Source organism: Paenibacillus qinlingensis, assembly GCF_013204845.1.
GTDB lineage: Bacteria > Bacillota > Bacilli > Paenibacillales > NBRC-103111 > Paenibacillus_E > Paenibacillus_E qinlingensis.
The window spans coordinates 22,068-47,907 of record NZ_JABMKY010000036.1 but is presented as its reverse complement, the minus strand read 5'-3'; the positions used below and the strand labels follow the sequence as shown (position 1 = coordinate 47,907).

General features: G+C 46.7%; 22 protein-coding genes. 21 read left to right on the top strand and 1 reads right to left on the bottom strand.

Going from position 1 to position 25,840, the window contains the following annotated elements:
- Nucleotides 1–146: 146 nt before the first annotated feature.
- The 5 genes from ispE (at nt 147) to glmU (ending at nt 4,365) form a co-directional block, all read left to right on the top strand.
- A complete protein-coding gene (gene ispE, locus HQN88_RS35140; RefSeq protein WP_173121022.1) occupies nt 147–1,001 on the top strand; it encodes a 4-(cytidine 5'-diphospho)-2-C-methyl-D-erythritol kinase in 855 nt (284 codons plus the stop codon).
- Nucleotides 1,002–1,196: 195 nt separating this feature from the next.
- Nucleotides 1,197–2,021: a pur operon repressor gene (gene purR, locus HQN88_RS35135; protein WP_056617995.1), complete on the top strand. Its 825-nt coding sequence runs from the start codon at nt 1,197–1,199 to the stop codon at nt 2,019–2,021.
- 14 nt (nt 2,022–2,035) lie between these two features.
- Nucleotides 2,036–2,419: a RidA family protein gene (locus tag HQN88_RS35130; RefSeq protein ID WP_173121020.1), complete on the top strand. Its 384-nt coding sequence runs from the start codon at nt 2,036–2,038 to the stop codon at nt 2,417–2,419.
- A gap of 118 nt (nt 2,420–2,537) precedes the next feature.
- Complete coding sequence (gene spoVG / locus HQN88_RS35125) at nt 2,538–2,822, top strand: septation regulator SpoVG (protein WP_028557369.1); 285 nt, start codon at nt 2,538–2,540, stop codon at nt 2,820–2,822.
- A 145-nt stretch (nt 2,823–2,967) separates the two neighbouring features.
- The gene (gene glmU, locus HQN88_RS35120) at nt 2,968–4,365 is read left to right on the top strand and encodes a bifunctional UDP-N-acetylglucosamine diphosphorylase/glucosamine-1-phosphate N-acetyltransferase GlmU (RefSeq protein WP_274318772.1); all 1,398 of its coding nucleotides are present in this window, start codon (nt 2,968–2,970) and stop codon (nt 4,363–4,365) included.
- 229 nt (nt 4,366–4,594) lie between these two features.
- Here glmU and HQN88_RS35115 read toward each other — a convergent pair whose 3' ends face one another.
- Complete coding sequence (locus HQN88_RS35115; RefSeq protein WP_057313312.1) at nt 4,595–4,795, bottom strand: hypothetical protein; 201 nt, start codon at nt 4,793–4,795, stop codon at nt 4,595–4,597.
- A gap of 219 nt (nt 4,796–5,014) precedes the next feature.
- Here HQN88_RS35115 and pth point away from each other — a divergent pair, with 219 nt between their 5' ends.
- The 16 genes from pth to HQN88_RS35035 all read left to right on the top strand — a co-directional run bounded on the left by pth (nt 5,015) and on the right by HQN88_RS35035 (nt 25,671).
- Complete coding sequence (pth, locus tag HQN88_RS35110; protein ID WP_173121018.1) at nt 5,015–5,575, top strand: aminoacyl-tRNA hydrolase; 561 nt, start codon at nt 5,015–5,017, stop codon at nt 5,573–5,575.
- A gap of 135 nt (nt 5,576–5,710) precedes the next feature.
- The gene (locus HQN88_RS35105) at nt 5,711–5,938 is read left to right on the top strand and encodes an anti-sigma-F factor Fin (protein WP_056617980.1); all 228 of its coding nucleotides are present in this window, start codon (nt 5,711–5,713) and stop codon (nt 5,936–5,938) included.
- Nucleotides 5,939–6,012: 74 nt separating this feature from the next.
- Nucleotides 6,013–9,534, top strand: a complete 3,522-nt coding sequence (mfd, locus tag HQN88_RS35100; protein ID WP_173121016.1) for a transcription-repair coupling factor — start codon at nt 6,013–6,015, stop codon at nt 9,532–9,534.
- Entirely contained in the window at nt 9,521–10,612 is a 1,092-nt protein-coding gene (locus tag HQN88_RS35095) for a peptidylprolyl isomerase (RefSeq protein WP_173121014.1), read from the top strand. Before mfd ends, HQN88_RS35095 begins: the two co-directional genes overlap by 14 nt.
- Nucleotides 10,613–10,855: 243 nt before the next feature.
- Entirely contained in the window at nt 10,856–11,398 is a 543-nt protein-coding gene (gene spoVT / locus HQN88_RS35090; RefSeq protein WP_065854327.1) for a stage V sporulation protein T, read from the top strand.
- 132 nt (nt 11,399–11,530) lie between these two features.
- Entirely contained in the window at nt 11,531–13,303 is a 1,773-nt protein-coding gene (locus HQN88_RS35085; RefSeq protein ID WP_173121012.1) for a putative polysaccharide biosynthesis protein, read from the top strand.
- A 293-nt stretch (nt 13,304–13,596) separates the two neighbouring features.
- Nucleotides 13,597–15,105 (top strand): bifunctional methyltransferase/pyrophosphohydrolase YabN, encoded by a 1,509-nt coding sequence (gene yabN / locus HQN88_RS35080; protein WP_173121010.1) that lies wholly within the window; start codon nt 13,597–13,599, stop codon nt 15,103–15,105.
- A 137-nt stretch (nt 15,106–15,242) separates the two neighbouring features.
- The gene (locus tag HQN88_RS35075; protein WP_028557378.1) at nt 15,243–15,515 is read left to right on the top strand and encodes an HU family DNA-binding protein; all 273 of its coding nucleotides are present in this window, start codon (nt 15,243–15,245) and stop codon (nt 15,513–15,515) included.
- Complete coding sequence (locus tag HQN88_RS35070) at nt 15,515–15,778, top strand: RNA-binding S4 domain-containing protein (RefSeq protein WP_173121008.1); 264 nt, start codon at nt 15,515–15,517, stop codon at nt 15,776–15,778. Before HQN88_RS35075 ends, HQN88_RS35070 begins: the two co-directional genes overlap by 1 nt.
- 139 nt (nt 15,779–15,917) lie before the next feature.
- Nucleotides 15,918–16,205 carry a sporulation protein YabP gene (yabP, locus tag HQN88_RS35065; protein WP_056617955.1) on the top strand — a complete coding sequence of 96 codons (288 nt, stop codon included), beginning with the start codon at nt 15,918–15,920 and terminating at the stop codon, nt 16,203–16,205.
- Entirely contained in the window at nt 16,202–16,777 is a 576-nt protein-coding gene (gene yabQ / locus HQN88_RS35060) for a spore cortex biosynthesis protein YabQ (RefSeq protein WP_173121006.1), read from the top strand. Before yabP ends, yabQ begins: the two co-directional genes overlap by 4 nt.
- A gap of 15 nt (nt 16,778–16,792) precedes the next feature.
- Entirely contained in the window at nt 16,793–17,116 is a 324-nt protein-coding gene (locus HQN88_RS35055) for an FtsB family cell division protein (protein ID WP_173121004.1), read from the top strand.
- Between the two features lie 264 nt (nt 17,117–17,380).
- Nucleotides 17,381–17,980 (top strand): S1 domain-containing RNA-binding protein, encoded by a 600-nt coding sequence (locus tag HQN88_RS35050; RefSeq protein WP_173121002.1) that lies wholly within the window; start codon nt 17,381–17,383, stop codon nt 17,978–17,980.
- 798 nt (nt 17,981–18,778) lie between these two features.
- Complete coding sequence (gene spoIIE, locus HQN88_RS35045; protein ID WP_173121000.1) at nt 18,779–21,271, top strand: stage II sporulation protein E; 2,493 nt, start codon at nt 18,779–18,781, stop codon at nt 21,269–21,271.
- A gap of 68 nt (nt 21,272–21,339) precedes the next feature.
- The gene (locus HQN88_RS35040) at nt 21,340–22,077 is read left to right on the top strand and encodes a class D sortase (protein ID WP_173120998.1); all 738 of its coding nucleotides are present in this window, start codon (nt 21,340–21,342) and stop codon (nt 22,075–22,077) included.
- 159 nt (nt 22,078–22,236) lie between these two features.
- Complete coding sequence (locus HQN88_RS35035) at nt 22,237–25,671, top strand: collagen binding domain-containing protein (RefSeq protein ID WP_173120996.1); 3,435 nt, start codon at nt 22,237–22,239, stop codon at nt 25,669–25,671.
- Nucleotides 25,672–25,840 lie beyond the last annotated feature (169 nt).

Sequence of the window (25,840 nt, the reverse complement as noted above, 5' to 3'; positions counted from 1 at the left end):
ATCCGCCGGCTGGCTACCAGCCCTCTTACCAGCAGTCTGGACAAGGAACGCAACGTCCGTATTACAGCTAAAGCAAATGCTTTAGCTTTTTTTTTATGCTTTTGTTATAATATCGGGGTGGCTAACGAGCAAAAGAAGGTGATCGGATGAAGATTTTTGAGAAAGCACCAGCTAAAATTAATTTGTCTCTTGATGTTTTACATAAAAGGCCAGACGGGTACCATGAAGTTGAGATGGTTATGACGATGGTGGATCTGGCTGATCGGATCGAAATGCAGGAGATGGCGCGTGATACGATTATCATATCGAGTCAGGCGGGGTATATTCCGCTCGATGAGAAGAATCTAGCCTTTCAGGCTGCGCGTCTCATTAAAGACCGCTACGACGTCAAACAAGGCGTCTATATTCACTTGGACAAGCGGATCCCTGTAGCCGCAGGTTTGGCGGGTGGTAGCAGCGATGCAGCGGCAACACTACGAGGGCTCAACCGTCTTTGGAATCTGAATATCCCTAACGAGGAGCTTCAGGTACTTGGCGCAGAGCTTGGTTCGGATGTGCCATTCTGTGTGACAGGAGGGACTGCACTTGCAACAGGGCGTGGCGAGAAGCTGGAGCATATATCAGCCCCTCCTCAATGCTGGGTTGTCTTAGCGAAGCCGCCTATTAATGTGTCGACCTCAGAGATCTACGGAAAGCTGAACGCGCGTGAGATCAAGAACCATCCTTCCACGGCGGGGGTATTAAGTGCGATACGGGACAAGCAGTTTGATCGTTTGTGCGATAATCTAGGCAATGTACTGGAGGAAGTGACGCTGGATTTGTATCCGGAGGTCAGACATCTGAAGGAGTGCATGCAGCGTTTGGGTGCAGACGGTGTATTAATGTCAGGCAGCGGGCCAACCGTCTTTGGTCTTGTTTCCAAGGAGGCGAAAGTGCCTCGCATCTATAACGGGCTGCGGGGCTTTTGTAAGGATGTTTACGCTGTGCGCATGCTGACCTAAAGAAGCTGATTCGAGCCCCGTGATGGGGCTCTTTTTCGTCTAAAGGGGCATAATGCTAAGGATGGAACATGAATCCTTCTCGATGTTAGATGTATGTTAAGTTCGTGTTAACATATTTTTCATGGTTAGCTTGAATAAATACGTATATAAGTGGTATATTTTCATTATAATATTCGGATTTTGGGGGGTAGTGCGATGAAAAAGTTGAAAAGGAGCGCTAGGCTGGTAGAAATGACACAATATTTGTTATTTCGCCCCCACTCGTTAATCCCTTTAACGACTTTTGCCGAGCGTTACAACTCCGCGAAATCTTCCATAAGCGAAGATCTTGCCATCATCAAGGAAGTTTTTGAAGAAGAAGGATTGGGCGAACTGAATACGCTGGCCGGAGCAGCCGGAGGCGTGAAGTTTTCACCGAAGGTGCCCAAAGAAATATCACTGAAGTTTATCCAGAACCTATGTTTGCAACTTCAACAACCAGAACGGATTCTTCCGGGTGGATATTTGTATATGTCAGATATTATGGGACAACCTCAATATTTGAACGAAATTGGCAAAACCTTTGCATCCGCTTTCGCTGGTCGCGACGTGGACGTGATTATGACTGTTGAAACCAAAGGGATACCGCTCGCTTATGCGACGGCCACCTATATGAATTTACCTGTTGTTATTGTACGTAGGGACAGCCGAGTGACGGAAGGTTCAGCCGTAAGCATTAACTATGTGTCGGGCTCCAACAAGCGGATTCAGACGATGTCACTTGCACGGCGTGCACTGAAGGAAGAATCTAAGGTGCTGATTATTGATGACTTCATGCATGTTGGCGGAACCATTCATGGCATGATGGACCTGCTAGCCGAGTTTAAAGCAACTGTACAAGGCGTTGGCGTTTTCATGGAATCCTGCGAAGCCGAAGAGCAGTTGGTAGATAACTATGTGTCACTAGCTCGGTTATATGGCGTAGACTCCAAGACGAAACAAATTACGGTAGAGCCTGGCAACTATTTTGATTCGAAATAAAGGAGATTCTAAAGATGGAATTCATTTCAACATCAGCAGCACCTGCTGCTATCGGACCTTACTCACAAGCGGTTAAACTGGGTAACTTGTTGTTTACTTCCGGACAAATCCCGTTAGGCTTAGATGGTCAAATCGTAGAAGGTGGAATTAAGGAGCAGGCTGTTCAAGTTTTCGAAAATTTGAAAGGCGTGCTTGAAGCAGCGGGCTCATCTTTTGGGCAAGTTGTGAAAGCGACAGTCTTCTTGAAGGATATGGGCCAATTCGGCGAGCTGAATGAGATCTATGCTACCTACTTCGGAGACCACAAACCTGCTAGATCTACCGTTGAAGTTGCGAGATTACCTCGTGATGTTTTTGTCGAAATTGAACTAATTGCTGTGATTCCTGTCGAAATTTAACAGAAACATTAAGAACACATTAAATTATCAAAAATTTCAAAAAAATAAGAAGGAATTTGCATGGAGATGTTGAATATATCACCCAAGTCTCAGAGATGGAAAAAGGTGGTGAACACAAGTGCAAATTACAGATGTAAGACTCCGCCGGGTAAACTCCGAGGGGAGGATGAAGGCGATTGCTTCTATTACCATTGATAACGAGTTCGTCGTACACGACATTCGTGTCATCGATGGCAATAACGGAATGTTCGTTGCTATGCCGAGCAAGCGAACACCAGACGGTGAATTCCGCGATATCGCTCATCCGATTTCGTCCACGACTCGTGAGAAAATTCAAGCAGCAGTACTCGCTGAATACGATCGCGCGGCTGTAGAAGAGGAAGTTATTGAAGAAGGCGCATAATTCAGATTATTGAGAGAGCCCTCGGGGCTCTCTTTTCTTTTGGCAGGTAATGATGCTATATTGGGGGAAGAACTCATCGTTGTAGGATATGTTGAAGAGATATAAAGAGAAATCATTAATTCATTATAAAGGAGTTGGAGATTCGTTGAAGCTCATGGCAATTGTGTTAGCTGCAGGACAAGGAAAACGAATGAAATCTAAGCTATACAAGGTGCTTCATCCGGTTGTTGGTAAACCGATGGTGGGTCACGTTGTGGATACGCTGCAACATATAGAAGTAACGCAAACAGTAGTCGTTGTTGGTTTTGGTGCGGAGGCCGTAAAAGGCTATTTAGGCGATCGTGCCCAGTATGCGCTGCAAGAGCAACAACTAGGAACGGGTCATGCCGTACTTCAGGCCAAGGATCTGCTTGGTGAGGAAGAGGGAATGACGGTTGTCATTTGCGGGGATACGCCACTTATTACAGCAGCTACGCTGCAAGAGACGATCGAACTGCACAAGCAATCGGGTGCGGCAGCGACGATTTTGACGGCAAAGCTAGGTGAGCCGCAAGGCTATGGACGTATTATTCGCGGAGAAGACGGGGCTGTTGCCCGGATCGTCGAGCAGAAGGATTGCACACCAGAGGAAGCGGCTGTTCAGGAGATTAACACGGGTACGTACATTTTTGATAATCGCAAAATGTTCAAAGCGCTGGCTTCGGTTACGAACAAGAATGTTCAGAATGAGTACTATTTGACCGATGTTATTGGGATTATGACCAGCGCTGGCGAAGTTGTGCAAGGGTATTGCATGGCAGACCCAGCTGAATCGATTGGTGTGAACGATCGTGTGGCATTGTCCGAAGCGGAGCAACTGTTCAAAGCTCGGATTAACCGGGAGCACATGCTGAATGGTGTTACGATCATCGATCCGTTAAATACGTATATCGAAAAGGAAGTTACGATTGGTGCGGACACGGTTCTGTTGCCGGGTACAATTTTGCGCGGAAATACGCATATCGGTGAGCTTTGTACGATTGGACCGCAAACTGAAATCATCGATTCCACGATTCAAGATGAAGTGACGATTAAACAATCCGTTCTTCAAGGGGCATTTGTGGATAGTGAAACATCGGTTGGCCCATTTGCTTATTTGAGACCTGGCGCTAAGCTTGGCAAGCAAGTAAAGGTTGGCGATTTTGTAGAGATTAAGAATGCTACGCTGGGTGAAGGAACAAAGGTTTCTCATCTGAGCTATGTTGGTGACGCGGTGGTTGGAACGAACGTGAACATCGGTTGCGGTGCTATTACGGTGAATTATGACGGGTTTAATAAAAACGTAACCGAAATCGGGAACGATGCGTTTATTGGCAGCAATGTCAATTTGATTGCTCCTGTGAAAATTGGGGACGGTGCGTTTGTCGTTGCTGGTGCCACAATTACACATGATGTGAACGAAGGTGATTTGGCTATCGCTCGTGTGCGTCAGGAGAATAAGGCAGGTTACGCTGAGAAAATTAAGGCGCGGATGAAGGCGAAGAAAGAGAATAAAGGTCGTTGATGGACTGTGCGTTACCCTATACGACGGAGTAATTGAGCAATAGGAATGGAACCTCTTGAGTCGGGGTACGCTAGAAATGAAGTGTTGCCCACTCAGCCTGGTTTACGTAGAAGCGTTCAGGCTGAGCAAGACCGATAGAGGTTCTTTTTCTCGTGCTTGTGCGCCTGCGGCAGTCATGAGACAGTCCGGAAGGCTGGAGGAATCACAGCTGCCCGTTCAATGAAAGCGCTTAATATCCAGGGCGCGAAACAAAAGTGTGCTTCTTTCTGCTATAAAAGATACGATTAATCTTAACGAAATGACGGTTGTACATTTCAACAAAGCCTATATCCTTGTGCAGATTTTGATAGTATACTTGGACGGGTACGTCCGCATCGATATGATCTTGAAAATGATCATCTTCTGTAAGCTGTTCTCCATGAAGATACATCGTTCTTTTATCACCTACAGCTTTTATGGGATGGATAACATTAAGGTAACAGGTATATTGTAAACAATAACCTTTAGAAGCGGGTTCCGCAAAGGTTTTTTAGTTTATCCTTAGTTGAAAAAGAAAGTATTTGTATTTACTTTCTGGTCAACCTGGACAAACACGCTCGTCCTTCGAAGGACGACGTATTCGTTTACCTATGGGAGGATTTTGAAAATTATGAAATGTTTTATCGGACTAGGAAATCCGGGAAAGCAGTATGAGCTAAATCGGCACAACATTGGGTTTATGGCAATCGATCGCTTTGCCGCCAAGTGGGGGATAACCTCTTTTCAGAATAAAGGAAAGGGGCTGCTCGCTGAAGGTAATGTGAACGGGACGAAGGTGTATTTACTGAAGCCAATGACCTATATGAACCTTTCAGGTGAATCCATGCGAGCATTCCTTGATTTCTATAAAGCGAAATTGGAAGACGTCGTGATTGTTTATGATGATATGGACACATCCTTCGGTCAAATTCGTCTTCGTTATCAGGGGAGCCCAGGCGGACATAACGGTATTAAGTCCATTATTCAGCATGGGGGCACACAGAGCTTTAATCGGATTCGCATTGGTGTGAATCGCCCGGCACCAGGCTATAATATCGCGGATTATGTACTGTCCAACTTCTCCAAAGATGAGATGAAGTCCATTAATGACGTGCTGGATTTAACGTGCGATGCCATGGAATTTAGTTTGGGCGAGTCCTTCGAGAAGACGATGGCTAAGTTTAATAAATAATCACAACACATTAACCTGCTGTATATATGATGATATGTAAGCTCCCTATTCGAAAATGACAATGGCAGATTCGGCTAATTATTCCGAAGAATGGTCATACTAGGATGTAATCGAATTGTCGAAGGAGGCATACATATGATCAAGTATATTTGCAGGCATTGTCATACCTTTGTCGGGGAAATTAATCAGCGTGCGATTACCGAGCAGCAGTTAGGCTTCCATTTCTTGACCCCTGATGAGCGTAGAGATATAATATCGTATAATACGAACGGAGATGTTACGGTTAGGGTCGTTTGCGACTACTGTCATGAGGCATTAGAAGCGAACCCAGAATTATCCTTGCTAGCCAGTCCGTTGCAATAATTATGATGAAGATAAAGAGTTAATAGCCGAGGCAAGTGTGCCGAGGCTTCTTTTTGTGAGGGGAGTGTACTTGTTTGCAAGCTTTAATTCAAGCTTTTTCTGCGGATTCCGACTTTCAAACGATCGTGACAGGCCTCAAGTCCGAAATGAAAGAGCAGCTCATTGCCGGTTTAACGGGCTCCTCCAGGCAAATCATGCTGGCCTCACTTGCGCGTGAGCTTGAGCGTCCGCTTTTCGTTGTCACGCATAATATGTTCGCTGCGCAAAAAATAGCGGAAGACCTCTTGGAGTGTCTATCCCCTAATGAAGTGCTGCTCTATCCATCTCAAGAGCTTCTAACGACAGAAGAAGCGGCTTCAAGCCCAGAGATGCTAGCGCAGCGTATTGACGTACTCACTAAACTTGCTGGCGGATTCCGCGGCGTGGTGATTGCACCTTTTGCTGGGGTGCGAAGATTGCTGCCTCTCAAACAGGTGTTCGAAGAGTCTCGAGTAACAATTAATGTCGGCGACACGGTTCAATTAGACGATCTGCTAGCTTCTTTATCCAGCCTAGGTTATGAACGGGTTGAACGCGTTGAAACCAAAGGTGAAATGAGTGTACGAGGCGGAATCCTGGATTTATTTCCGCTAACTTCGGAGAATGCAATTCGGATTGAGCTCTTTGATATCGAAGTCGACTCTATTCGGACTTTCGATGTAAGTGACCAGCGGTCAATAGATAAACTAACAACAGTGACGATCCCTCCATGCCGTGAGATTCAAGCGGATAGAAAGCGGTTACAGTCAGCGGCGCAACACGCGTATGAGTTGCTGCAGGCGCAGTTGGCGAAAATGACCGAGCGTTCAGCCAAAGACAAGTTATTAGAGGTCGTAGGCCGCGATATCGAGCTTATGCGAGAAGGTCAGACGTTCCCAGGCATTTATAAATATATTTCTCTCCTTTACACGGAAAGACAGACGCTCATGGACTACATGCCCAAAGACTCGATTCTCATAATCGACGAGCCTGCCCGCCTGCTGGAAACAGCGAAGCAGCTCGAGCGTGATGAAGCTGAGTGGATGATGCATGCGTTGACTGAGGGGAAGAGCTTGCCGGCTTTTGTGCTGTCCAAATCTTACGATACCCTGCTGCACCGCAGACCGTTCCCGACGTTGTATGTGTCTCTGTTCCTTCGCCAGGTAGCGGGTATTCAGCCGCAGAATATCGTTAACTTCGTTTGTCGTGTCATGCAGAATTTTCATGGGCAGATGAATCTCCTCAAGGCGGAGATGGAGCGATGGAAGAAAAATGGCAGTAAGGTCATTCTTCTAGCCAATGGTGACGACCGTGCAGAACGCGTTCGCCGTGTTCTAGGCGATTACCAGATTGAAGTTCCTGAGATTGTAGATGGCAATCTGCAAACTGGCTTTGAAATGCCTTCCATCCATCTCGTCGTGATTACAGAGGGTGAGATTTTCACTCAGAAGCAGCGTAAAGCACGTAAAGTGGAGAAGAAGCTGGAGAACGCGGAACGGATCAAAAGCTATCAAGAGCTGAAGGTCGGCGACTACGTTGTTCACGTCAATCACGGGATCGGGAAATACGTTGGCATCGGCACGTTAGAGGTTGGCGGGATTCATAAGGATTATTTGCATATTATGTACGCCGGCGGCGATAAGCTGTCTGTTCCGATTGATCAAATTGATTTGATTCAGAAATATGTCGGTTCCGAAGAGAAAGAGCCGAAAGTATATAAACTTGGCGGCTCTGATTGGGCGAGGGTAAAAAGCAAGGCACGCGCATCTGTCAAAGATATTGCAGATGAGCTGATTAAGCTGTATGCCGAGCGTCAAGCTGCGACGGGTTACGGATTTAGCAAGGATAGTTCCTATCAGAACGAGTTCGAAGCGATGTTCCCTTACGATGAAACGCGAGATCAGCTTCGCGCGATTGAAGAAATTAAAACGGATATGGAAAAAGCACGTCCCATGGATCGTTTGTTATGCGGAGACGTTGGCTATGGCAAAACCGAAGTTGCCGTTCGCGCAGCCTTCAAGGCAGCGATTGACGGGAAGCAGGTTGCTGTTCTCGTGCCTACGACGATTTTGGCGCAGCAACATTACGAAACGTTCCGTGAACGCTTCTCCGGTTATCCGTTCAACGTGAAAGTGTTAAGTCGTTTCCGTTCGAAGAAAGAACAGACGGAGGTTATGAAAGGGGTCAAGAAAGGCGTCGTTGACGTCGTGATTGGAACCCATCGCCTCTTGTCGCAAGACATTCAGTTTAAGGATCTGGGCTTGCTTATCGTCGATGAGGAGCAGCGTTTCGGCGTGTCCCACAAAGAGAAACTCAAGCGTCTGAAAACGAATGTGGACGTGCTTACGCTAACGGCGACGCCTATTCCAAGAACGTTGCATATGTCCATGCTGGGCGTTCGTGACTTATCGGTCATTGAAACCCCGCCAGAGAACCGTTTCCCGGTTCAGACCTATGTGGTGGAGTACGGGCCGACGTTGGTTAGAGAAGCTATCGAACGTGAGTTGGCGCGTGAGGGGCAAGTTTATTATCTTTACAATCGCGTGCAAGGCATTACACAAATCGCTGATCAAATTTCGATGATGATCCCGGATGCAAGAGTAACCGTGGCACATGGTCAAATGGGTGAGCAGGAGCTCGAAAAAACGATTCTCGATTTCTTGGACGGCGAGTACGATGTTCTCGTCAGCACAAGCATTATCGAAACCGGTGTAGATATTCCGAATGTAAATACACTTATTGTCCATGATGCAGATAAAATGGGTCTTTCCCAGCTCTATCAGCTGCGCGGACGTGTAGGCAGGTCGAATCGCGTCGCTTATGCGTATTTCACGTATCAGCGTGATAAAGTGCTGACAGAAGTAGCCGAGAAACGACTCCAAGCGATTAAAGAGTTTACAGAACTTGGTTCAGGCTTTAAAATTGCGATGAGGGACTTATCCATTCGTGGCGCAGGAAACTTACTGGGTGCTGAACAGCACGGCTTTATTGCATCTGTCGGTTTTGATTTGTACTCCCAAATGTTAGCCGAAGAAATTGCAAAGCTGAAGTTGGAAATAGATGGAGAAGCAGTCATTCCAGAACCGGAATGGCATACGTCAATCGACATTCAATTGGATGCATATCTGCCATCTGATTACATCTATGACAGCATGCAAAAAATCGAAATTTACAAAAAAGTGGCCGCCATTCGCACGCTGGAAGAAGCCGCGGATCTGCATGATGAGCTCGTTGATCGCTTCGGCGATCTGCCGCAGGCCGTGTTCAACCTACTGACAGTGGCTCGTTTGAAAGCATACGGTTCGGATTACCGGATTGAAACGATTAGCCAAAAAGGGGAGGATTACCTAATCAAGGTGCATATCGACCAGAATGGCAGGCTGGATGGCCAGAAGCTGCTCGCTTTGTCCAAAGGCTTTGATGGTCGTATCAAATTGAACGCAGATCCGCAGCTACTTATTGTTATTCGCTTTAAAGGCATGAAGCCGGAAGCCTCCATCGAATTGTTGGAGAAATTCTTGGTACAATATAAGGATGTTCTGAAAACGAAAGGGGAATTACAGGATGTTGCCAAATGAAACTAGCAAACAACGACGTACTTCGAAAAAATGGATATTAAGTTTGGTGACAGTAGTCCTTGCATTCTCTGTCCTCAGCGCGTGTGGAGACAAAAAGGAAGGCGCCGCAACAGCTTCGCCTTCCGCATCAGCGGCTGCAACAGGTAATCCAAGCGATATTATTGCTACGTACAAAGAAGGCGGAAAAATTACACGCGGTGAATTCGATTCCTTCATCAACGTGAATAAAATGTTTTCCCCGCAATTAGCTCAATACTTGGCAGATCCAGCTTTTCAACAAGATATGTTGAAGCAAATGGTTACTTTCCGTGTTCTTTCCGCTAAAGCGGACGACAAAGTGAAAGCGGATGCTGACAAACAAGTAACAGAGCAAATGAAAGCTATTACCGACTACTTCGGCAAGCAAGAAGGCGGAATGGACAAGCAGTTGAAAGACAACGGTATAGAGTTGAAGGATATCGAGTCCCTGATGAAATTAAGCTTCTACACAATGGGCAGCATGGAAAACAAGATCACAGACCAAGCGGTTCAAGATGCTTACAAAGAGCAAGCGGTAGCACATGCGTTTGACGTTGCGACTGTTAGCCACATTCTGATCGCATTGAAAGATTCTGCTACACAAGCAGATCTTCGTACGAAGGAAGATGCATTGAAGAGAGCGAAAGAAATAAAAGCGAAGTTAGATGCAGGCGGCGATTTCGCAGCACTTGCGAAAGAATTCTCTGACGATCCAGGTTCCAAAGATGTAGGCGGTACGTACAAAGATGCTAACATCAATGAATGGGTAACAGAGTTCAAAGATGCAGCTAGCACGCTTCCATTGAACAAAATCAGTGATCCTGTAGAATCCAGTTTCGGTTACCACGTGATGAAAGTAGAATCCAGAAGCACGAAGCAATTGGATGACACACTTAAAACACAAATCAAATCTCAGCTTGCAGAGAAATCCTTGTCTGAATTTGCTGAAACTGAGTATCCGAAATTGATCGAAACGAATAACCTTCCTAAAGTAGAAGCAGCGCCAGCGCCAGCGGCAAGTCCAGCAGCTAGTCCTGCGGCAAGCCCAGCTGCAAAGTAAGAACTTACCAGGATGTCCGATAATGGACATCCTGTTTTTATTTCTCATTTTTGGACATGATAAGCGCAGCAGGATGCAGAGCTAAATAAAGTAAATTGCTTAGTCGGGGCGTCTGCATAGAAGAATGGGAAGTGAAGAATACTATGGATAGATTTCAAGTTCCCACCAAATCCCGATCTTGCATACAAGTTTCATGCTCGTGTCGTATCTAATTCGTAAGCGGAAAGTGAGGCATCTAGAGGTATGAAAGCAACTGGAATTGTCCGTCGGATAGATGATTTAGGGAGAGTTGTAATCCCCAAGGAAATACGGCGCACCCTACGCATTCGTGAAGGTGACCCTTTGGAAATTTTCGTGGATCGTGATGGAGAAGTTATTCTGAAGAAGTATTCACCGATTGGTGAGCTTGGTGATTTTGCGAAAGAATATGCGGAGTCGCTGTTTGAAAGCACCAATCATGTTGCCTTGATTTCGGATCGAGATAATATCATTGCTATGGCTGGGGGATCTAAGAAAGATTACTTAGAGAAATCGGTTGGGGCGATTATAGAGTCTTGCATGGAAAATCGTAAGGCTGTTATCGAGAGCAGTTCAGGTCAATTCGAGATTATTAAAGATACCAATGAAACCTTCACTTCCTTCGTAGCTGCGCCGATTGTTGCGGGTGGAGATCCCATTGGTTCGGTTATCCTGATTTCGAAGGACGAGAATGTGAAAATGGGCAATATGGAAGTTAAAATGGTTGAGACTGCCGCTGGATTCCTAGCGAAGCAGATGGAGCAATGAACACATAATTCCAAACGAAGGCTTCCTTACGGAGATGATGCATCTGTAAGCGAAGCTTTTTTTTGTCTGCACTGGTAGATTTCGCTATAATACGTACATAGGAATCACGTTTGTGTGGAGGAGTAAATCGGAATGAGGGTCACCGGCAAGGAGCAAGTTCAGCAGAAAGAAGGGCTCCAGAGGCGTGGTAACGGTAAACAGGGCAACAAGATGCTAAAGGGCGCTGCCCTGCTTGGGGGTGCGGCTGTGCTCTCTAAGCTATTAGGAACGCTGCAGAAGATTCCTTTGCAAAACGTAGCTGGAGACGTGGCTTTTGGCATTTATAATGCGGTATATCCGCTCTATATTCTGATTTTATTTGCAGCCACGGCTGGATTTCCAGTTGCGGTGTCTAAATTTGTAGCCGAACGCGTCATGAAAGGAGATCATTCAGGCGCGAAACGGATTGTGGTTGTTTCTTCAGCCCTATTAATGAGTGCGGGGCTTCTCTTATTTCTACTGTTGTATTCCGGTGCAGAGACGATTGCTGGTTGGATTGGTATTTCACAAACTGCGACAGCGATCCGCAGCGTATCATTTGCCCTGCTCTTGTCTCCTGTTCTTGCTGTCTTAAGAGGGTATTTCCAAGGATATCAAAACATGGTGCCAACGGCAGTCTCGCAAATTATCGAACAGCTGATTCGTGTGATTACGATGGTCGCGCTGTTGCTGTATCTGGCGGCGCTCGCTTACGATGAGGCATGGATCGCAGCGGGCGCGACATTTGGCTCTGTGACAGGTGCTGGAGCGGGTCTCGTCGTGATGGCTGTGTTTTGGCGGCGAGAGCGACGGGCGGAGCGCGTGAAGCATGTGAAAGCGGACTTAGCTGTGAGTGGCACGCTTATAGGCAGAACAGAGACAGACTCAGAGCAGGATGCTAGGAAAGCGATAGCAGCCGGCTTCGAGACTGAGCAAGTGATCACATCTTGGCAATGGGCAAAACGAATTACGTTATATGCGATTCCTGTATGCTTAGGTGCTATTGTTGTGCCGCTTTTGACGCTGGTCGATACGTTCACCATGCCTCGTTTGCTTGAAACATCTTATGGCAGTGAGCTGGAGGCTATGCGTCAGTTCGGACTATATAACCGTGGGTTTCCACTTGTTCAGCTGGTTGTAATGGTGGCGTCCTCGATGTCGGCTGTCTTGGTGCCGGCTATTGCGGAAGCAAAGCTGAGCGGGCGAGTGGATCTTATCCGCTTTCGCGCGGAGATGTCCGTCAGGCTCGCATGGTTGATCGGGCTCGGCGCCTCGTTCGGCCTCGCCTTACTAGCGATGCCGATTAATCTCATGCTCTACACGAGCACCGAGGCGAGCTGGACGATGGCCGTGTTGGCCTTCACGGCCTTGTTTAGTACGTTGAACGCTGTCAGTGCCAGCGTTCTCCAGGGCGCCGGCGCGATTCGCACGCCGGCGAATGCCCTGCTCGTTGCCATCGTGCTGAAAGCACTCGGCAACATCGTGTTGATGCCCCGCTGGGGCATCGACGGCGCCGCGCTCAGCGCGGTGATCGCCTACGCCGCTGCGGCGGGGCTGAACCTGGTGCAGCTGCGCCGCTGCACCGGGGTGCGCTTCGCGCTGCGGCCGTACGCCGTCAGTCCCACGCTTGCCGTGGGGCTGATGGGCGGCGGCCTTGCAGCGCTGCAAGGGCTGGCCATGCTCGCTAACGCAGCATGGCACGTGCCTGAGCGATGGAGCGCTAGCGCCATCGCTCTCATAGGCGTAGCCGGCGGCGCGGCCGTCTACGCGCTTGCGCTGCTGCGCAGCGGCAGCATCAGCCGCGAGGAACTGCGGCTGATGCCGGAGCTGGAGCGGAAGCTGGCGCCGCTCCTTGCGAAGCTAAGGCCGACGCAGCGTGATACGTAGCAATGTGGGATCTGTTATTCAAACTAGGGAGAAGCATGATAATGATGTATGTTATACAACATTATTAAGTCGAACTGGTGAATATCTTGCTAATATTGTACTCTGTGCAACAATTTGGCCCAGAATGAACTGATTGTGCTTAATTCGAGAAGAGATGATGTACAATGTACAACATCTCTTCTCGAAAGCATGTGAAACACGATTTCATGTTGTACAAAGTACAACTCGATGAAGATAATTAGCGAATTTTACCGCGTTACTCCCTATAACCATTAATCAGGAGGTGTCGTCCCATGACTACAAGCAAGCCGCAAATAACCGTCCTTGGACTCGGGACAGGAGACGAAGATCAATTAACCTTAGGCGTATGGAAGAAGCTTCAACTAGCTGCAAAGTCGCAAGCTAAGCTATTACTGCGGACGAAAGACCACCCGATGGTGCAACTGCTGGATGTGAGCGAGATTCCGTACGAAACATTCGATGCGAATTATATGTCGAATGAGACGTTCGAGGGAGTCTATGAGTCCATCGCGGAAGGATTAATCACGGCAGCGAAAAGCCATGCGAGTGAAGTGCTTTACGCGGTTCCAGGTCATCCCATGGTGGCAGAGTATACGGTACAATTATTGAAACAACGCTGTCCTTCAGAAGGCATCGAACTCCAAATTACAGGTGGAGAGAGCTTCTTAGACCAAGCCTTCTTACGATTTGGCTTCGATCCGATCGATGGCTTCCAGTTGCTGGATGCGACGAGCATCAGCCGTTATGCCTTGAATCCGCAGCTGCATACGGTGATTGGGCAGGTATACGACACGTACACAGCCTCTGATTTGAAAATCAGCTTGATGGACGCCTATCCAGATGAGTATAAGGTTGTTGTTGGTCACTCATTGGGGGTGGCAGGCCAAGAGCAGATCATCGAAGTACCGCTTCACGAACTGGATCATGTCAAGGGGTATGGCAATCTGTCACTAGTGTGGGTGCCGCGAAGTGAGCAGGAGGGGCCGTACAATCGGACATTTGGTAAGCTGCATGAGATCGTTCAGACCCTGCGCAGCCCAGAAGGTTGTCCGTGGGATCGTGAACAGACACATGAGAGTCTGCGCAAGAATCTGATTGAGGAAGCATATGAAGTGCTGGAAACCATTGATGAAGATGATCCAGATCATATGTGCGAGGAGCTTGGCGATTTACTTTTACAAGTCATGCTGCATGCGCAAATGGAAGAGGAGATCGGCACGTTCTCTGTGTACGATGTGATCGCTACGTTGAATGAGAAGTTGATTCGTCGTCATCCGCATGTGTTTGGGGATTCGAAAGCAGAGGATGCCGATGAGGCTTTGGTTAACTGGAATGCGATCAAGGTCGAAGAGAAGCGGAAGAAAGGCATCGATGTCACGCAACAATCTGTGCTAGATGGTATTCCACGTGAGCTGCCGGGCTTGATGAAAGCCATGAAGCTGCAGAAGAAGGCGGCAACGGTCGGTTTTGACTGGACAGAGTTAGATGATGTACTTGCTAAGGTGGAAGAGGAGCTCACTGAGTTGCGAGAGGCGATTGCACTAGGGTCAGAGGATGGGGCTCAGGAGCGTCGTGACGAGTTGGGGGATGTTCTCTTCTCTATCGTCAATGTTGCTAGATTCCTCAAAGTTGACCCTGAAGAGGCACTAGCTCAAACAAATCGTAAATTCATGAAAAGATTTTCATATATTGAGGAACAGCTACGTTTAAAGGGCTTATCTTTTGAACAAACTGGGTTATCAGAGATGGAAAAATACTGGCAAGAAGCAAAAAAGTTATAAAACTTGATAAATGCTAGAAGGATTTTGCCGAAAAAAGCAGAATACTAGACTTGTTGCAAGGTATAATCATGAAATGTAACCACAGTTGGTACATAGAAGACCTGATCTTCAAACATTTTGGGAGGTAAAGAAAACACATGAACAAAACAGACTTGATCAACAACATCGCTGAAAAAAGCGGACTTACTAAGAAAGACGTAGAAGTTGTCCTTAACGGATTCCTTGGTGAAGTGACAGACGCTCTTTCATCCGGAGATAAAGTACAATTGATCGGTTTCGGTACATTTGAAACTCGTAAGCGTTCTGGCCGCACTGGTCGCAACCCGCAAACGGGTAACCCAATCGAGATCGCAGAATCCAATGTTCCTGCTTTCAAAGCGGGCAACAAGCTTAAAGACGCTGTAAAATAATGCGTATCGATAAATTTCTCAAAGTATCTCGTCTGATCAAACGCCGTACAGTTGCAAAGGATGTGTCCGATCAAGGGCGCGTGTGGATTAACGATAGGGACGCTAAAGCGAGTACGCATGTGAAAGTTGGAGATGAGCTATCCATTCAGTTCGGTCAAAAGAAAGTGACGATTCGCGTTGAGCTTTTGACAGAGTCGACCCGTAAGGAAGACGCTGCACAGATGTACACGCTGCTGAAGGAAGAGCCCCTCCAATCCGAATAACGCATAACGATGAAGTAGCCTGGGATTCCTGCAGAGGGGATTTTGGGCTGCTTTTTTTATAGGCATAGGATGCAAGGCTTGGTTCTAAAAAAGGACATCCTCCCATATCGTAAGATTAGGTGAAGGAGGGGTACAGGCCATGATTGAACCTGTGAAAAACAGCAACAAAAGGCAAGAAATTAAGATGCTGAATCGCAAGCTCTTGGAAATATCAGGAGTTTTGAACGTAGAAAGCTTTGATAGCGAAGAATTCCTCCTAGAAACGGAAATGGGCTACTTGATGATTAAGGGGCAGAATTTGCACATCAAGAACTTGAGCTTGGAGCAAGGATTAGTCGCCATTGAAGGTATCATTCATGAATTAGCCTATGTGGACGGGAATACCCAGGAGAAATCCAAAGGGTTCCTTGGTAAGCTATTTAAGTGACGCTTCACGTTCAATTTCAGACGATATTCATGATGTTCCTGAGTGGAATTTGCATAGGGGCTCTGTTCGATATTTTCCATGTACTCTCGGGCAAGCTGCGATTGCCGCGATGGACCATCCCCATTGTAGATAGTATCTATTGGATTGTGGCGATAATCCTAGTGTTCAAGATGCTCATTTACAGTAATGAAGGACAAGTTCGTATTTTTATTTTTCTTGGAATGGGGATCGGAATCTGCTTCTATTTCGCTCTTCTTAGTTCCCTTGTCATCCGACTCACGCTTATTCTCATCCAAATTATTGTGGCGATTTACCGCTTTCTTACGAGGACTGTCGAAATTTTCATCATTAAACCGATTATTGGCTTATATCGTCTAACGGTGATAATTTTAGGCTTTTTGCTTGCCGTAGCTATATTCCTTTACAGAATTGTGCTACAATTGCTCTATCCTATGTGGAGATTATTCCTCTGGATGACTAAGCCTGTGCATAAGTACTTGGTGATCCCTGACTGGTTGAAGAAACTGAAGGGACGCATCATTGCGCTTTATCGCAGGATATTCTCGAAGTAGGAGGATTTCCTATTCATGCATGCTCAAGCAACCGTTTCAACCAAGCGCATCAGTCGGGAAGGCTCGAAGCGAAGACTGCGTATCCTTTTGATCATTGTCTTATGTTTTCTGAGCTGGGCTGCTGTTAACATCTGGGGGCAGTTCGCCAAGCTGCACGAGAAGAAAAGTGTCGTAGCGAATATGGAGCAACAACTCGTCGAAGCACAGCGGATAAATGCCCTTACGACGAAGGAAATCGCACGGCTGCATAACGACGAATATTTGGATCAGATCATTCGCCGGGACTTTCATTACAGTAAAACGGGAGAGACGCCACTAAGCGCCTCGAAGTCGCAATGAGAAAATTTCTATCGAGGTAATTCGAAGGTGAGCGACCGCGTTTATATGTGGAGAGACTTTGGTCTCCGACCAAAGATCCCTGTATATGGTAGATTTTATCGCCAATAACGAAGCAATTTTCGGATACCGAAAACTTATACTTTTTTATGTGGTAAGAAAACGTTACGAAGAAGTGGCGAATGCCGTGTTGACCGTGGTTTCTGCATCGGTTATAATCGGCGTAGCCAGTGTTTTCAACATTTTAAGGGAGGAACATTTTACTTTATGGCAATTGAAGTTGGCACCAAGTTAGAGGGAAGAGTGACGGGGATTACTCACTTTGGAGCATTCGTCGAGCTTGCTGAAGGAGTTACCGGTCTTGTTCACATTTCGGAGATCGCGGACAATTATGTGAAGGACGTTAATGACCACTTGAAGCTGGAAGACAAGGTAACGGTCAAAGTAATTAACGTGGACAAGGATGGCAAGATCGGACTGTCGATCAAGCAAACGATTGACAAGCCAGTTGAGGAAAGACCAGCTCGCCCTGAACGTACAGGTGGCAGCAGCTATCAAGGTCGCCCTAGTGGAGATCGTCCAAGCGGCGGTTACCAAGGTGGTCGTCCAAGCGGTGGTGGAGAACGTAGTGGCCCTCCAAGCGGTGGTTCAGGTGGTGGTGGCGGTCGTCCAGGTGGCGGCGGTGGCTTCAATCGTGGCGGCGGCGGTGGTGGTCGCGGCGGCTTTAACAAGCAGCAGGGCGGAGCTAGACCGTTTTCGTTCGAAGATAAAGTATCTCGTTTCTTAAAAGATAGTGAAGAGCGGATTTCGTCCTTGAAGAAGAACACCGAGTCCAAACGCGGTGGCCGAGGCGGAAGAAGAGACTAATAGATGCAGATGATGAACCACATTCGCTCCGGCGAATGTGGTTTTTTCTTTGCCATATAAGAATTTATATGTTTTGGGTTTAGGGTACGCGAAGCTTCCCCCTTATTTCATGTATAATCGCACTTCACTTTATCTGATTTCGCGATTTCGGTTTTCCCACCCGGCTAAATGGAAAACATACAGTTAATTCTCTCGAATTCCTCCAAATTTCACGGTTAGATGGAATATATGTGGTTAAATCATTGAATTTCTTCCGTATTCTCTTGAAATCTTTAAATTACATGGATAATTTCCAGTTAAGTCACTGAAACACGAATTAGATGTAAAATTAGCTGTACAAAATCCAGTTACTCTTGTGTTTGGTTCACGGCTGCCCGCATCCCTGCACGAGAGAGGAGCGCCAACGTGGCCGCCGTATACAGAAGGGACGTACTTTTCAATTTCTCAAGTACAGTCCCTTTTCTTGTATTTCTCCATAAACGCTCCGTCCCTGAAGGACAGCGGAGGCGTTTTTCTTTGTCTTGTGCGACAAGTCCGGCAAAAAGAATAAAAATCAATCGACATGGAGTTACGGGTATCTCCCTCATATGCGGCGCGTCGTTTCGAGGTAATCAGACTTTTGGAAACGATTTCAATATTAGAAACCTAGAGTAGGCAAGGGCTGGCACCTGTTGACAAGGACATCGGGACATGTCGGAAATTTCTTTTAATCTATCAACTCATTCTGACAAACTTTCTGCTAGATTGTCTCTATACTAGAGTAACAAATAAGGGAAGAAATGGATGGTGTTCGAGAATATGCAAAGACGAAGCTTAGGCGCGGTGATGGGAAGCGGATGGTCGGGGATTTGGCAAAAAGCAAAAGTAGGCGTTCACAGTGCAGCTGTGGAGAATCGGTGGGTTCAAGCTTTTGTTGCTAAGAAATGGTCGTTACTGCTAATCGTTATGGGCTTCTTGCTCGGTCGGGCGATGATTCTGGAACAGTTATCACCATTTGCCTTGGCGTTTGTCGCAGTTATCTATTTTACAAGAAAGGACATCTTGCATTGGGTGGGTATTGCGGCCTTCGCCGGAAGCTTGCTCGCAGTGAATGGGAACACCGGCTATCTGGTGATAGAAATCGTTATCTTCTTACTCATCCAGAAGGCACTTGAGAAATATGAACGCTCAGACGTTTCGTTAGCGCCGCTGCTCGTTTTCAGCTCAACGTTCCTCGTACAGCTCTTTGCGGAGTTGGTTGTTTCTAACTTGACGTGGTATTCGTTGATGATGCTTACCGTTGAAGCGTTGCTAAGTTTGGTGCTGACGCTCATTTTCATTCAAGCGATCCCTGTATTCACGCTTACCCGCAAAAACTATCATTTGAAACATGAGGAGATTATTTGTTTAATTATTTTGTTGGCATCGGTCATGACAGGTACAGTTGGTTGGCTTGTGGGTCCTGTCACGGTGGAGCATGTGCTATCTCGTTACTTGATACTACTGTTTGCGTTGGTAGGAGGAGCGCCGTTCGGAGCATCCGTTGGTGTAGTTACAGGGCTTATCCTAAGTCTTGCGAATAGCAATGCGATCTATCAGATGAGTTTACTTGCATTCTCTGGTATGCTCGCAGGTCTCCTTAAAGAGGGGAATCGCTTGATGGTTGCCTTCGGGATGCTGATCGGCTCTGTTATTCTATCTTTCTATATGGGTTCTAGTGTGGATATGATCAATTCTGCCTGGGAATCTCTTGCGGCCGTTGCTCTATTCCTCCTTACGCCGCGCAGTGTGATTCTCATGCTTGCCAAATATGTGCCTGGTACGCAAGAGAATTTGAAGTCGCAGCAGGATTATGCAAAGCGTGTGCGGGATGTGACAGCTGGACGCGTAGAGCAGTTCTCTGAGGTGTTCCGCCAGCTGGCACGCAGCTTCAAACAACTGACGACCGAAGACGAGGTGAGTCGTAAGGAGGAAGATGTCGGACATTTCATGAATGCTGTCACTCAGAAGGCGTGTGAGTCTTGTTGGAAGAAGAGCCAGTGCTGGGATCAGAAATTCTATCAAACTTATACGTATATGACGGATATGATGAGCCAAATTGAGACGAAGGAGAGCATGACGAAGAAACAGATACCACCGGAGTGGAAGAAAGTGTGCATTCGTACGGAACAAGTGCTAGATGTGATGAAGGGACAATATAGCTTATATAAGAACGACAGGCATTGGAAAAAACAGATTATTGATAGCCGGCATCTTGTTGCTGACCAATTATCGGGTGTTTCGCAGGTCATGGAAGATCTAGCGAAAGAAATCAAGAGGGAAGGACAGGAATTATTCCTCCAAGAAGAGCAAATTCGTAATGCCCTAGAGGAGCTGGGCTTATCTATTCATACCATCGATGTAATTTCCCTAGACGAGGGTAACATCGAAATTGAAATCATCCATCAATATACGAAGGGATTTGATGAATGTCGTAAGATCATTGCGCCGCTTCTGAGCGAAATCATCGGCGAGAACGTCGCCGTGATGCGTGAGGAAATGCACACTCGCGGCGAGGGCTACAGCACGGTCGTATTCGGCTCCGCCAAGGAATACGAGGTGGAAACCGGAGTCGCCGGTGCTGCCAAGGGAGGCGACCTCTTCTCGGGCGACAGCTACTCCACGGTGGAGCTGGGCAATGGCAAGTATGCCGTTGCGCTGAGCGACGGCATGGGGAATGGCGAGCGAGCGCGTGCGGAGAGCGAGACGGCGCTTAGCATCCTGCAGCAGCTGCTGCAGTCGGGGATGGATGAGAAGCTCGCGATCAAGTCGCTGAACTCGGTGTTGATGCTGCGTTCATCGGATGAGATGTACGCCACGGTGGATATGGCATTGATTGATATGTACAGCGCCAATACGACGTTCATGAAGATCGGCTCAACGCCAAGCTTTATTAAGCGCGGTACAGAGGTTATCCCGATCTCGGCCAACAATTTGCCGGTAGGCATCTTGAGCGAGATTGATGTCGATCTGGTTTCCATACCACTGCAATCAGGGGATATTCTTGTGATGATGACAGATGGTATCTTTGATGCCCCGGGCCATGCTGTGAATAAGGAGATGTGGATGAAGCGGATGATTCAGGAGATTGATACGACGTTGCCGCAGGATTTTGCGGATTGCTTGTTAGAACGTATTTTCCGCCATCATCACGGGGAGATTCAGGATGATATGACGGTTGTTGTAGCGCGGATTGAGAAACGGCAGCCGGAATGGGCGACGTTCCGCTGGCCTGGTATTACACGTATGGAGCGTCCGAAAACACTTAGTTAAAGGTTCTAATAAGCCGTGCCGGCTCATTTGCCGGCGCGGTTTTTGAGTCAAGAAAGGCGGTTAGTTGAATGATCAGGAGAATGTTTGCCCTATTGCTCATACTTCTGGGTGTATGCGTGTTTATGTATCCCACGATAAATGATCGATATGAAAGTTACCAACAACATCAGATTTTGAAACAATGGCAAGACAATATGCAAGCAATGGACCAGGTAACCGGAGAGGCGAATGAGGAGGTACCTATAGCAGGTATTTTGAACACTACATCGAATGGAGGTGGCGTGACCTCGTCATCAGAAGCAAGTGTAATGGTTAGTGAACCGTTGGTGTCTGAATCAGCGAAGCCCCCGATCGTAAGTGACACGGGCGTGAAGGTCGTGGCGACGGCGAAGCCGCCCCCTGCAAAACCTAAAAATATGGAAGGGGTTCTGAGTATTGATAAAATTGATTTGAAGCTCCCCATTCTAACAGGTGCGACGATGGATAATATGAAGATCGCAGTTGCCAGTATTGCAAATACGGGAAAAGTTGGTGCAATAGGCAATTATGCGATTGCGGGACATCGAAATTTGACGTACGGTAAAAATTTTAATCGCCTAGATGAGGTTGTCCCTGGTGATGTGATTGAAGTCGATACAGGAAGCCGGAAATACGTCTACAGCGTAGAGGAGAAGTTAGTTGTACTTCCAACAGATGTGTGGGTATTGCAAAGTAATGGCAGTAATCGGGAAATTACGTTAATTACGTGTGATCCCATGGTAGACCCGACGCATCGCTTAATTGTGAAAGGGAAATTGGTTGAATAGTTAGAAGATCACGTATAGAAAGGATGGAAATGACATATTTTCAAAACATGGTACTATACGCTTGTCAAAAATGATACAATTTGTATCAAAAGGAAAATAAGTAGTGTTCTTTCTTTATTAAGAGAAAGGTCCATATCTGAAATGGAGGTCTAAACGAAGATGGTGAAGAAACAAACAAAGGCTTTGCTGATTGCTCTTCTTATGTTTATGCAATGTCTTTATGGAATTACCTTATCTAGCCAGGTGAATGCAACTGAAATATCGGGCAACATCCTAGATAGTGTCACATTAGCGGTATACGATAGTAACGGTCAAGTTGTAACGGGGAATGTGTATGACCAGAATGCACAAGCGAAGCTGGATTACACTTGGTCTTTGCCAAATGGTCATGGCTATCATAACGGAGATACGTTTACTTTTACGCTGCCGCAGGAGTTTCTTTTGTTCAATAATGTAAGCGATGCACTCAAAACGGATGATAACTCCACTGTTGGAAATTTCCATGTGGATAAAGACAGTCATCATGTTGTGATTACGTTTAATCAATTCATCGAGAGCCATGATGATTTGAAGGGTACGCTCAGTTTCCTTACACAATTTAATAAAAGTCAAATTCCGGGGACTACGGAGCAGACGATTGTGATCCCTGTACGTAGCGGTGACCAGATATTTACCATAAAGTTTAGGCCTACCGTGAATTCAACGATTAATAAATCGGGTGTTCCTCAAGGCTATAATGCGAAGTCAATTCATTGGACTGTAGATGTGAACAAATCACTAGACACGGTTCAGGATGCTGTCATGACAGATCCGAACGTGGAGGGATTATCCACGCCAACGGGAGTCAAAGTTTATGCTTTGAATGTCCAACTGGACGGCACTGTTACGCAGGGGGCAGAACTGGATAGTAGTCAGTATACGGTGAGCACAACGGGGGGCGTTTTGACGGTCCATTTCACAAATAGCCCGATTACGTCGGCTTACCGGATTCAGTATGTAACAAATATTACTGACTTGAGCAAGTCTTCCTTTACGAATATTGCTAATTTTGGGGGAAGTCAAACAACGTCTATTGAAGCAAAGTCAACAGTTGCTGTGCAACGAGGAAGTATGCTCAAGAAAGAAATTAAAGATTATCAAGCGATTCAGCAGAAAATAGATTGGAGCGTTCTTTACAACGGTGGAGAGGTATCGATTAGTGAAGAAAACGCTTATATCCTAGACACTGTGAGCGTGCCGCATCGTCTTGTGGATGGATCTCTTCATGTGTATCCGGTGACTTTTGATGCAGAGGGCAATGAGACTCGTGGCACTGTTCTGTCTGCCGACCAGTATACAATTACGCCGATGGGTGAGAGTGGCAACATATTTAAGTTGAAATTTAAAATGGCTATCACTGGCGCGTACCGAATTGATTATCAAACCCAAGCTACCCGCCCAATCATCGAAGATGCGGTTATCACGAATGAGGTGACAGTATGGACGGAGGAGCATAGCAGTGCCTCGCAGAATACGACTCAAGTAGGTCTAATTAAAAACGTAGGAGCGGTCGACTATAGCGAGAAGAAGGTAGGCTGGAAGATTGAATTAAACGGCAATAGCCAGGTTATGAATCATGTTGTCGTGAAAGATACGTTCCCGCATGGGGGGATGTACTTTATTGAGGGTTCTTTAGTGATAACCCAAGGCAATGAGACATTGCGTAGTCCCGCTGACTTCACCTTGGATAACAGTGTGAGTAAATATGATGGCTTTACAATAAACTTCACAGCCCCTCTGACGAAGCCAGTTATCATCACGTATCAAACAAATTTTAATTTGACGTGGATTGTCCCGAAAGATAGTACAGCCATTTTCCATAATACGGCTCAGATGGACTGGAGTGCGACGAATGAAGAGACTTATTCGCAAACAGTTGGGGCTGCTTTCTATGCGCGAGATGAATATATTAACAGTGGTTATAAATATGGTAATTATAATGTGGTAAATAAGGAGCTGACTTGGACAGTAGGTGTCAACTACAGTGAGAAAGAGATTGCTTCACCGAAAGTCGAGGATGTCCTACAAGAGAATCAGAAGTTCGTTGATGGCTCGCTTGTTGTGTACAACATGAACGTTTCTGTAGATGGTGACCCATCGCCAGGCACAGTCGTAGACGTTTCCCGTTATGGGGTTAGCGTGGATGCTCAGAACAAGCTTATTGTTACATTCCACGACACTCTTTCAACAGCCTATATAATCGTGTTTAGAACAAGTTTGGAGGGATCGTTGATCCCTAGTACGGTTGCCAATACGGCTAAGGTATATGATGGGCAAACCCAAGTGTCTAGAAACCTTAATGCAAGCGTAAATATCCCTCATGGCGGGGAATACGTGAGCAAGAACGGCTCGCAAAGCGGTGATAAGATCAAATGGCAGATTACCGTCAATCAAGGGCAATCGAAGCTATGGGATGCGGAAATATTTGATACCCCATCTAGGAATCAAGTGTTAGTATCGGATTCGTTCCACTTGTTCAGCATGAAGGCAGCTGCCAATGGTGACTTAACCAAGGACATTGAATTAGTAAAGGATGTCGGCTATACAGTTGATATTCAAACAGATGCAACAGGAAATCAGACGTTCCGTTTAAAATTCAAGAGTATGATCTCTACAGCCTTTTTGCTGGAATATCAATCTGTCATTGCAGCCCGCGATCAGGAATCTGTCACCAACGCGGTGAGCTTCAGCGGGAATAATGTGACAACGATCACGAAAGAAACCGTGAAAGACATCGTGGTTGGCGTATCCTCAGGCTCAGGTACAGGGAATGGTGTACGCGGGTCTTTAGAAGTGAAAAAGGTAGATGCCTCCAACAGAGAATTACCTCTAAGTGGCGCAATCTATGAGCTTTACAGGAAGTCTGGTGAAACGAAGAATTTAATTCAGACGCAAACGACGAATGGAGCAGGTATAGCCATTTTCCAAGGCCTGCTTGCAGGCGATTATGTAATTAAGGAAGTGACAGCTCCTAGTGGGTATATCCTAGATGGAAGTGATCATCCATTCACACTACAAGCGGCGGAGAATAAAAAGGTGACGTATACGAACACGAGAACACAAACACCGACACCGCCGCCAACATCGACACCGACACCGCCGCCAACATCGACACCGACACCGCCGCCAACATCGACACCAACACCGCCGCCAACATCGACACCGACACCGCCGCCAACATCGACACCAACACCACCGCCATCGTCGACACCGACACCACCGCCATCGTCGACACCGACACCACCGCCGTCATCGACACCAACACCACCGCCGTCATCGACACCAACATCGCCGCCGACACCAACACCATCATCAACACCGACACCAAGCATAACTCCAAGTCCTTCTATTACGCCGTCACCTAAGCCTTCACCACCGGCAGCGACGGTGCCGTCACCTAAACCTTCCGATCCTGGAGTGGTGACTCCTCCCGCTATGGAACCTGCAACATTGCCAGTAACGGGTGAGTCTAGCCATCTCTATATCAAGCTTGCTGGCTTAACTTTTGTGCTGTTTGGTATTATGTTAGGAAGGAAAGTACGGAGGAGACGTTAACGTAATCGCGATTGAATAATGGTACAAATAAGCAGAGGGATGCCCTCTGCTTATTTGGTTGTTATCGAACGCTTATCAGGATTTAGTTGAGTAAATACCTTTTTTAATCCCCACCTGCAAGATGATTAGACACTCTCATAAATGGAAAAACTAGGATAAGAAACTACTA

Excerpts from the sequence above, each read along its gene's own strand:
- ispE (WP_173121022.1), top strand. The coding sequence starts at position 147 with ATGAAGATTTTTGAGAAAGCACCAGCTAAAATTAATTTGTCTCTTGAT.
- purR (WP_056617995.1), top strand. The coding sequence starts at position 1,197 with ATGAAAAAGTTGAAAAGGAGCGCTAGGCTGGTAGAAATGACACAATAT.
- HQN88_RS35130 (WP_173121020.1), top strand. The coding sequence starts at position 2,036 with ATGGAATTCATTTCAACATCAGCAGCACCTGCTGCTATCGGACCTTAC.
- HQN88_RS35115 (WP_057313312.1), bottom strand. The coding sequence starts at position 4,795 with ATGTATCTTCATGGAGAACAGCTTACAGAAGATGATCATTTTCAAGAT.
- pth (WP_173121018.1), top strand. The coding sequence starts at position 5,015 with ATGAAATGTTTTATCGGACTAGGAAATCCGGGAAAGCAGTATGAGCTA.
- HQN88_RS35105 (WP_056617980.1), top strand. The coding sequence starts at position 5,711 with ATGATCAAGTATATTTGCAGGCATTGTCATACCTTTGTCGGGGAAATT.
- HQN88_RS35095 (WP_173121014.1), top strand. The coding sequence starts at position 9,521 with ATGTTGCCAAATGAAACTAGCAAACAACGACGTACTTCGAAAAAATGG.
- spoVT (WP_065854327.1), top strand. The coding sequence starts at position 10,856 with ATGAAAGCAACTGGAATTGTCCGTCGGATAGATGATTTAGGGAGAGTT.
- HQN88_RS35085 (WP_173121012.1), top strand. The coding sequence starts at position 11,531 with ATGAGGGTCACCGGCAAGGAGCAAGTTCAGCAGAAAGAAGGGCTCCAG.
- yabN (WP_173121010.1), top strand. The coding sequence starts at position 13,597 with ATGACTACAAGCAAGCCGCAAATAACCGTCCTTGGACTCGGGACAGGA.
- HQN88_RS35075 (WP_028557378.1), top strand. The coding sequence starts at position 15,243 with ATGAACAAAACAGACTTGATCAACAACATCGCTGAAAAAAGCGGACTT.
- HQN88_RS35070 (WP_173121008.1), top strand. The coding sequence starts at position 15,515 with ATGCGTATCGATAAATTTCTCAAAGTATCTCGTCTGATCAAACGCCGT.
- yabP (WP_056617955.1), top strand. The coding sequence starts at position 15,918 with ATGATTGAACCTGTGAAAAACAGCAACAAAAGGCAAGAAATTAAGATG.
- HQN88_RS35055 (WP_173121004.1), top strand. The coding sequence starts at position 16,793 with ATGCATGCTCAAGCAACCGTTTCAACCAAGCGCATCAGTCGGGAAGGC.
- HQN88_RS35050 (WP_173121002.1), top strand. The coding sequence starts at position 17,381 with ATGGCAATTGAAGTTGGCACCAAGTTAGAGGGAAGAGTGACGGGGATT.
- spoIIE (WP_173121000.1), top strand. The coding sequence starts at position 18,779 with ATGCAAAGACGAAGCTTAGGCGCGGTGATGGGAAGCGGATGGTCGGGG.
- HQN88_RS35040 (WP_173120998.1), top strand. The coding sequence starts at position 21,340 with ATGATCAGGAGAATGTTTGCCCTATTGCTCATACTTCTGGGTGTATGC.
- HQN88_RS35035 (WP_173120996.1), top strand. The coding sequence starts at position 22,237 with ATGGTGAAGAAACAAACAAAGGCTTTGCTGATTGCTCTTCTTATGTTT.